The sequence below is a fragment of the Mesorhizobium sp. M7A.F.Ca.CA.002.15.2.1 genome (assembly GCF_003998715.1).
Taxonomy (GTDB): Bacteria; Pseudomonadota; Alphaproteobacteria; order Rhizobiales; family Rhizobiaceae; genus Mesorhizobium; species Mesorhizobium ciceri.
This window is the reverse complement of the sequence record NZ_RZPI01000213.1, coordinates 1-8,071: the sequence shown is the minus strand read 5'-3', so window position 1 is coordinate 8,071 and position 8,071 is coordinate 1. Positions and strand designations below refer to the sequence as shown.

10 protein-coding genes are annotated in these 8,071 nt (G+C 63.8%); 7 read left to right on the top strand and 3 right to left on the bottom strand.

Annotated elements, in window-relative coordinates; translation table 11 throughout:
- Positions 1-8 precede the first annotated feature (8 nt).
- Positions 9-506 carry a bifunctional adenosylcobinamide kinase/adenosylcobinamide-phosphate guanylyltransferase gene (gene cobU, locus ENZ74_RS14220; RefSeq protein ID WP_127312822.1) on the top strand — a complete coding sequence of 166 codons (498 nt, stop codon included), beginning with the start codon at positions 9-11 and terminating at the stop codon, positions 504-506.
- 1 nt (position 507) lies between these two features.
- Positions 508-1,122, top strand: a complete 615-nt coding sequence (gene cobO / locus ENZ74_RS14215) for a cob(I)yrinic acid a,c-diamide adenosyltransferase (RefSeq protein WP_063168228.1) — start codon at positions 508-510, stop codon at positions 1,120-1,122.
- Between the two features lie 36 nt (positions 1,123-1,158).
- Here cobO and cbiB read toward each other — a convergent pair whose 3' ends face one another.
- Positions 1,159-2,130 (bottom strand): adenosylcobinamide-phosphate synthase CbiB, encoded by a 972-nt coding sequence (gene cbiB / locus ENZ74_RS14210; RefSeq protein WP_063168227.1) that lies wholly within the window; start codon positions 2,128-2,130, stop codon positions 1,159-1,161.
- Between cbiB and cobD the strand changes: the two genes are divergently transcribed.
- The gene (gene cobD, locus ENZ74_RS14205) at positions 2,129-3,178 is read left to right on the top strand and encodes a threonine-phosphate decarboxylase CobD (protein ID WP_082826475.1); all 1,050 of its coding nucleotides are present in this window, start codon (positions 2,129-2,131) and stop codon (positions 3,176-3,178) included. The two genes, cbiB and cobD, sit on opposite strands and share 2 nt — an antisense overlap.
- Complete coding sequence (locus ENZ74_RS14200) at positions 3,175-3,684, top strand: tyrosine phosphatase family protein (RefSeq protein ID WP_063168226.1); 510 nt, start codon at positions 3,175-3,177, stop codon at positions 3,682-3,684. The genes cobD and ENZ74_RS14200 overlap by 4 nt, the downstream gene beginning before the upstream one ends.
- A 103-nt stretch (positions 3,685-3,787) precedes the next feature.
- Here ENZ74_RS14200 and ENZ74_RS14195 read toward each other — a convergent pair whose 3' ends face one another.
- Positions 3,788-4,573 (bottom strand): creatininase family protein, encoded by a 786-nt coding sequence (locus ENZ74_RS14195; RefSeq protein WP_127312820.1) that lies wholly within the window; start codon positions 4,571-4,573, stop codon positions 3,788-3,790.
- A 54-nt stretch (positions 4,574-4,627) separates the two neighbouring features.
- Positions 4,628-5,011: a RidA family protein gene (locus ENZ74_RS14190; protein WP_024501344.1), complete on the bottom strand. Its 384-nt coding sequence runs from the start codon at positions 5,009-5,011 to the stop codon at positions 4,628-4,630.
- Between the two features lie 264 nt (positions 5,012-5,275).
- On the opposite strand from ENZ74_RS14190, the gene ENZ74_RS14185 reads away from it, so the two are divergent.
- The 3 genes from ENZ74_RS14185 to ENZ74_RS14175 are packed head-to-tail and all read left to right on the top strand — an operon-like array spanning position 5,276 to position 7,957.
- Positions 5,276-6,280, top strand: a complete 1,005-nt coding sequence (locus ENZ74_RS14185) for an ABC transporter substrate-binding protein (protein ID WP_013531126.1) — start codon at positions 5,276-5,278, stop codon at positions 6,278-6,280.
- Between the two features lie 11 nt (positions 6,281-6,291).
- Positions 6,292-7,119 carry an ABC transporter ATP-binding protein gene (locus ENZ74_RS14180; RefSeq protein WP_063168224.1) on the top strand — a complete coding sequence of 276 codons (828 nt, stop codon included), beginning with the start codon at positions 6,292-6,294 and terminating at the stop codon, positions 7,117-7,119.
- The gene (locus ENZ74_RS14175) at positions 7,106-7,957 is read left to right on the top strand and encodes an ABC transporter permease (protein ID WP_063168223.1); all 852 of its coding nucleotides are present in this window, start codon (positions 7,106-7,108) and stop codon (positions 7,955-7,957) included. Before ENZ74_RS14180 ends, ENZ74_RS14175 begins: the two co-directional genes overlap by 14 nt.
- Positions 7,958-8,071 lie beyond the last annotated feature (114 nt).

Genomic DNA, 8,071 nt, shown 5'->3' with positions numbered 1-8,071 from the left:
GAAAGACACTGCCCTTTCTCATCGGCGGTGCGCGCCCCGGCAAGAGCGCGCACGCCGAAATTTTGGCAACCGCCTTGCCGCCGCCCTGGACCTATATCGCCACGGCGCAAGCCTATGATGACGAGATGCGTGAGCGCATCGCGTTGCACCGGTCGCGGCGCGGCGAAGGCTGGACGACCATCGACGCACCGCTCGATCTCGCCGGCGCGCTTGCCGCCTTGCCGGACGATCGGCCGGTGCTTGTCGACTGCCTGACGCTGTGGCTGACCAACCATATGCTGGCCGAACACGATTTCGAGCTGGAATGCCGGCGATTGGCGGAGGTGCTGTCGCGGCCGCGCGGACCCTGGTTCTTGGTGTCCAATGAAGTCGGACAAGGCATCGTGCCGGACAATGCACTGGCGCGCCGCTTTCGCGATGCCGCCGGCCGGCTCAACCAGCAGGTCGCGGCGATTGCCGATACGGTGCTGCTGATGGTGGCGGGGCTGCCGCTCAAGGTGAAATGATATGACCGATATCGACGATAAGGACGAAGAGCGCCACCGCGCCAAGATGGCCAAGCGCAAGGCGGTGCAGGATGCCGAGGTGGCGAGCAAGACGGTCGAGAAGGGATTGCTCATCGTCAACACCGGCCCGGGCAAAGGCAAGACCACGGCCGCCTTCGGGCTGGCGCTGCGGATGCTCGGCTACGGCAAGCGCGTCGGTGTCGTCCAGTTCATCAAGGGCAAGTGGCACACCGGCGAGAAAGACGCCTTCGCCGCCTTCGGCGACCGTGTCGTGTGGCACGCGATGGGCGAGGGGTTCACCTGGGAAACCCAGGATCTGAAGCGCGACATCGCTGCCGCCGAAGCCGCCTGGGCCAAGGTGCTCGAACTGATGGCCGATCCGTCGATCAGCCTGCTGGTGCTCGACGAATTGAACATTGCGCTGCGCTACGACTATCTCGATCTCGACAGAGTGGTTGGCGCGCTAAAAGCGCGGCGCGAGGGCCTGCATGTCGTTGTCACCGGCCGCAACGCCAAGCCGGCGCTGGTCGAGGCCGCAGACCTCGTCACCGAAATGAGCGTGACCAAGCATCATTTTTCCGCCGGCGTGAAAGCGCAGCAGGGGATCGAGTTCTGAGTGTTCCTCAACCTCCCCAGACGGGGGAGGGTGAGGTTAGGTCACAACGATGACAACGACCGAAACCAACCCGAACAGAGCGATCAGCAGATAGTCGGCGACGCGATAGAGTTTCAGCGCCTGCCTGATGTCGAGGCTGTCGGCTTCACGCCGCCCACCTTCGCCCATGAAGACGTCGTCGACCAGCACGCCGCCATAGAAGCGCGGGCCGGCGAGCGCCAGGCCGAGCGCACCGGCCATCGCCGCTTCCGGCCAGCCGGCATTGGGCGAGCGGTGTTTTTTCGCGTCGCGCCGCACCGCATGCCAGGCTTTTTTCGCATCAGCGCCTTTGACGAAGAACGCCGCCAGCACGATCAGAAGCGCCGTCAGCCGCGACGCCGGCAGGTTGATCCAATCGTCAAAGCGCGCCGCCGCCCAGCCGAACGCCTCGTGGCGCGGGGTGCGGTGGCCGATCATCGAATCGGCGGTGTTGGCGGCCTTGTAGGCGGCGCCGCCGGCCAGGCCGCCGACGCCGGTCCAGAAGGCAGGGGCGACGATGCCGTCGGAAAAATTCTCGGCCAGGCTCTCGATCGCCGCGCGGCAGACACCGGCCCGGTCGAGCGTTTCAGGGTCGCGACCGACGATCCGCGAAACGGCAAGGCGGGCCAAGGCGATGCCGCCGGTGTCGAGGGCGTCAGCCACCGCCTCGACATGCTCATAGAGGCTCTTCTGCGACAGAAGCGACGTTGCCAGAAGGGCCGTGATGACGAGGCCCATGGGAACGAACCAGAACAGGATCTGCACGCCCAGGCCAATTATCGCCGGCACCAGCACGATGACCAGCAGCGCCTGGACACCGCGCTTGCGACGCAGCGCGTCGGGATCAGTGGCGCGGTTGAGCCTGCGGTCGAGAAAGGATATCAGCCTGCCGAACCACGTCACCGGATGGCCGATGGCGCGAAACAGCCAGTCGGGGTAACCGAGGGCGAATTCGACGACCAATGACAGGAAAGCGATCAGGACTGACATGAAGCTTCTTAATGGGGCGGTTGTGGACCATGGTGGAAGTCTTGGCCGCGCGAGGGTGCTTTTCCCCAACGCCCTGCTGCCTTTCGTCGACCTCTCGACCGGTATCAATCCGCACTCCTACCCGCTTTTCGACCTGCCCGCCACCTCGCTGTCGCGGTTGCCGGAAGCCGCGCGCACACGCGACCTGACAGAGATCGCGGCCAGTACTTACGGCGCGCCGTCGCCAGCCAACGTCGTGGCGGCGCCGGGCACGCAGATCCTGTTGCCGCGCGTTGCGTCGCTCATTTCGCCCGGCAAGGCGTTGGTGCTGGGTCCGACCTACGCCGAACATGCCCGCGCTGCCGCGATCGCCGGGCACCAGGTGGCGGAGGTCGATAATTTCGAAGCGTTGGCGGACGCCGACCTCGTCATCATCGTCAATCCGAACAATCCGGATGGACGTGTCATAGAGCGCGACCGGTTGCTGGCTCTGGCCGCCGGATTGCGCGCCAAGGGCGGACTGCTGGTCGTCGACGAGGCGTTCATGGATGTCGGCCCGCGTCAGCACAGCGTCGCGGGCGATGTCGGTCGGGGCGGCCTCGTCGTGCTGCGCTCGTTCGGCAAGTTCTTTGGCCTGGCCGGGCTGCGGCTCGGCTTTGCACTTTCCGATACTGCGACGGTCGACCGGCTGGATACGCAGTTCGGACCATGGGCCGTCGCCGGCCCGGCGCTGGAATATGGCATCCGCGCGCTTGCCGACATCGGGTGGCAGGACGTGATGCGGGCGTCGTTGGCCGGTGAATCGGCGCGTCTCGATGCGCTTTTCAGCCGCTTCGGCGTTCCTGTTGCGGGCGGAACCACACTGTATCGTTTCCTCAGTCTGACCAATGCCGCCGATTTGTTTGCAGCGCTCGGCGAGCGCGGCATCCTGCTTCGCCATTTTGCCGACCGGCCTGACGTTCTGCGCGCCGGCCTGCCGGGCAGTGAGGAGGAATGGCAGCGGCTCGAATCCGCACTTGCCGAGTGGGCGTCGCGGCGCAAGCATCAATCGAAGGGTTCAAAACGATGATCCATGTCTGCTCGCTTGCAAAGATCGAGGAAACGGTGGCCAGGACCGGCGCCGACCGCATGCTTTCGCTGCTCGCCGCCGGAACGGAGGTGGTGCGGCCGGCCTCGATCTCGAGGGAAAACCACCTGCATCTGGTCATGCACGACATCGCGGTGGCGCAGGACGGCATGACCATGCCGGGCGAAGACCATGTCCGCAATCTGCTCGATTTCGCGCGCCGGTGGGACCGGGCAAGGCCGATGCTCGTGCATTGCTATGCCGGCATCAGCCGCTCGACGGCTTCGGCCTATATCATCGCGGCAGCACTGGCGCCGAAGCGTGACGAGGCCGAATTGGCGCGGACGCTGCGGGCGCTGTCGCCTTCGGCAACGCCCAATCCGCGACTGATCGCCGTGGCCGATGCGTTGCTTGAGCGCAACGGCCGCATGGTCGAGGCGATCGAATCGATCGGGCGCGGCGCGGACGCCTTTGAAGGCACGCCCTTTGCGCTGAGGATCGACAGCTAGCTTTGCCCCCATATCGTTGTTCGTCTGATCCGCCTCCTCCATCGCCTCGTTTGTTCAAGAGGATCTGGAATAGCGATGACAGCGCTTGCCACTGGTTTGGAGGCTACGTCAACCACTCCGCGAGCTTCGCCTTGCGCACATCTTGCAGCAGGCTGATGAAGCCGTCGGCCTGATATTCTGCCGTCAGCCGGCCCTTCTCCGCCGTCGCGATGCTGGCGTCGCCGACGACGCCGTTCGGGTTGAGATCGCTGGCGATCCAGGCGAAGGCGTGGGTGCCGGTGTGGCGCAGCAGCGAAAATTCCTTTTCGGCCTTGGCGACATTGGAAACGAAATTGTCTGATTTGCCCATGTCCACGAGCATCAGCGAGGTCTCGACATCGCCGCCATGGATGCCGTGACGGTCCTCCAGTTCGGTATACATGCCGGCCGGACGGCCAAAACGCTGCCAGCTGGTCTTCACCGCCAGCATCTTTTCGCGCACGCGCAATTCGCGCGTGACGATGCCCATGATCTCCTCGTTGCCGCCATGCGAATTGACCACGATCAGCTTGCGCACACCGGCGCGCGCGATCGACAGGCCAAGCTCGGTCCAGGCTTCGATCAGCGTGGTTGCCGGCAGAGTGAGGGTGCCCGGCGCATGCAGGTGTTCGTTGGATTTGCCCACGGCCTGCACCGGCAGGATGCGGATGTCGAGATCGTCGGGCAGGCGCGAAATGACCGTGTCGAGCATGCCGTTCATGATCGACGTGTCGGTCGAAACAGGCAGATGCGGCCCATGCTGCTCGATCGCCGCCACTGGCAGCACGGCGATGGTCGCCTCGGGATCGATCGAGGCGTATTCGGTGGTCCGGTAGTCGCCCCACCACACGCGTCTTTTGGGTACGGTCATGTCATGCCTCTTCAATGGTCAGGCAGACCTAGCGCGGGACGGGCGGCCTGTCGATCACCCCGCCGCGATGGCCTCGATTTCGACCTTGAATTCGGGCCGGGCAAAGCCGGAAACAATCATCAATGTCGACGCTGGCGCGGGGCTCGAAAACAGCCGGTCGCGGACGTCCATATAGGGCCGCAGATGCGCGCGGTCGGTGACATAGGCGTTGATGCGCACGATATCCCTGAGACCCAGGCCGGCTTCGCCGAGAATCGCCGCGATGTTTTGAAAGCAGAGTTCGGCCTGCGCTCCGGCGTCTTCGGGAATCAGGTCGTCGGCGGTGATGGCGACCTGGCCCGAGCACAGCACAAGCCGCTTGCCGGCCGGCACCTCGACGCCGTGACTGTAGCGGGCAAAGGGCGGCTTGATGGACTTCGGGGTGAGGAATTTGAACATGGCAATCTCCTGGATGCCGCCACCTAAAGCCGGACTCATTACACCTTCAAGATGGCGGTGCATGTTGCCCGGGCGATTGTGGACAGCCGTTCAAAAAATAGGCACGATGCCTTCCGTACAGCATGACCCGTTCGCGCTTGGCATGGCAACGTCTTTCAAGCGGGCGGTCCCGGCGCCAGACGCCGGTGGCATGTGTCTTGCTTCTTGAATCTTTGGTGTCGAGCCTGGCGCGTGGCGCGCCGGAGCAAACAGAGGGTGGTGTCGATGTACGGAAAACAGAAGATCTCGGTGGCGGTTGTGGCCCTGCTTGCAGCCAGCACGCTGGGTGCGGCTGCGAATGAGAAAGTCACCTTCGGCACCAACTGGTTGGCCGAGCCGGAACATGGCGGATATTACCAGTCCGTGGCGGACGGCACCTACGCCGCCTGCGGCCTCGACGTCACCATCATGCAGGGCGGTCCGCAAGTCAGCGGCCGGCCGATGCTGCTGGCCGGCAAGATCGATTTCTACATGGGCGGCAATCTGCTGTCGGCCTTCGATGCGGTCCAGCAAGGCATACCGATGCGCGTGGTGGCGGCGGATTTCCAGAAGGACCCGCAGGTCATCATGTCCCACCCCGGCGAGGGGCTCGACAAATGGGAGGACCTGAAGAACGCCGACCAGTACATATTGGGCGACGAGGGCGTGCAGACCTTCTTCCAGTGGATGGTCATCGAACTCGGCTTCGACGCCTCCAAACGCGCGCCCTACACCTACAACACCGCTCCCTTCCTCGCCAACAAGAAGTCGATCCAGCAGGGCTACGTCACCTCAGAGCCGTTCGCGGTCCAGAAGGAAGGCGGCTTCGTGCCGAACCAGTTCCTGCTCGCCGACTATGGCTGGGACACATATTCGACGACGATCGAAGTGATGCAGGACACGATCGACAAGAAGCCGGAGGTGGTCCAGTGCTTCGTCGATGGCTCGGCCAAGGGCTGGTACAAATATCTCTACGGCGACAACAAAGCCGCCAACGACATGATCAAGAAAGACAATCCCGACATGAGCGACGAGCAGATCGCGTTCTCGATCGAGCAGATGAAGAAGTTCGGCCTGGCCGATTCCGGCGACACCGAAAAGCTCGGCATCGGCGCCATGACCGACGCGCGGATCAAGAGTTTCTACGACAAGATGGTAAAGGCTAAGGTCACGCCAGCCGGCATCGACATCAAGAAGGCCTACACGCTGACCTTCATCAACAAAGGCGTCGGGCTCGAGCTGAAGAAATAGGCCGCCCCGGAATGATAAGGGAAAAAGTGGCGCAAGCGCCGGCTGCGTCGGGTGCGGCCCCGACGCTCCTGGCGCTGAAGGGCGTCGGCAAGGTGTTCTCCAACGGCGTGACGGCGCTCAGCGACGTCGACCTGACCATCCGGGAAGGCGATTTCGTCAGCCTGCTCGGGCCGTCGGGTTGCGGCAAGTCGACGGCGCTGCGGCTGATCGCCGGCCTGTCGACGCCAACTTCCGGCGTGCTCGATTGGCGCGGTGGCGGCTCGCTCGACCGCTCGAACATCGGCTTCGTCTTCCAGGAGCCGACGCTGCTGCCTTGGGCCAATGTTTTCGACAATGTCTGGCTACCGCTTCGGCTGAAAGGCATTTCGCACGCCAAGGCGACACCGGCGGTAACGGAGATGTTGGCGCGGGTTCACCTGACCGGCTTCGAAAACGCGGTGCCGCGCGAACTGTCAGGCGGCATGAAGATGCGCGTATCCATAGCGCGCGCCATGGTGACCAAACCGCGCGTGCTGCTGATGGACGAACCGTTCGCGGCACTCGACGAGATCACCCGCTTCAAGCTCAACAACGATCTCCTGGAACTGTGGCAGGACGAACGGTTCACCGTCGTCTTCGTCACCCACAGTGTCTTCGAAAGCGTGTTCCTGTCCAACCGCGTCGTCGTCATGGCGGCGCGGCCGGGCAGGGTGTTCGACGAACTCGCCATCGAGGCCTCCTATCCGCGCGACGAGGCGTTTCGCACCTCGCCAGACTATGCGGCACTGTGCCGTCAGGCTTCCGACGTGCTGGTCAAGGCCATCAACTCAACAGCAGGCGCGCATTATGACGGCCATTGACGAGCGCGTGCTCGAACTCGACCCCGAGGAAGCACGCCGCGTGCGCCAGGCGCGGTTCGAACGGATCGGCCGCTGGGTGCTGCCGCTGGCGATCATGATCCTGGCGATCTGGCTGTGGGATCGCATCTGCGTGTGGAACGAGATCCCGCAATACATCCTGCCGCGTCCCGGCGTGGTGCTGTGGACGCTCTACAACGATGCCGGCCTGCTGTTTTCCTCGCTGCTGGTCACCTTGCGCATCACCTTTCTCAGCTTGGCTCTGGCGGTCATAGGCGGGGTCGGGCTGGCGGTGCTGTTCGCGCAGTCGAAATGGGTCGAGATGTCGTTCTTCCCCTTCGCCATCGTGCTGCAGGTGACGCCGATCGTGGCGATCTTTCCGCTGATCAACATCTATGTGAACGACCAGACGACCAAGCTTCTGCTGTGCGCCTGGATCGTCGCCTTCTTTCCGATCCTGTCCAACACCACGCTTGGCCTCAACTCCGTCGACCGCAATCTGCGCGATATGTTCAAGCTCAACGGCGCGACGCGCTGGCAGCAATTGCGCTATCTCAGGCTGCCGGCGGCGATGCCCTATTTCCTCGGCGGGTTGAAGATCGCCGGCGGCCTGTCGCTGATCGGCGCCGTGGTGGCCGAGTTCGTTGCCGGTACCACCGGCCAGTCGTCCGGCCTTGCCTCGCGCATCATCGAGGCCGGCTACCGGCTCAACGCGCCGCGGCTGTTCGCGGCGCTGTTCCTGATCTCGCTGACCGGCATTTTGATCTTCCTCGTGCTGTCGCTGATATCGCATCTCATCTTGCGGCGCTGGCATGAAAGCGCGCTGAAGCAGGAGCGCTAGGCCTTGATTCCCAACACTGGTTCATACCGGCTTACCAACGTCAGGCTTCACGCGTCCCTGACACCGGGGCTCGCTGCTGTCCCCGATAGCGATGGCTTCGCGCTTGCCGACGTC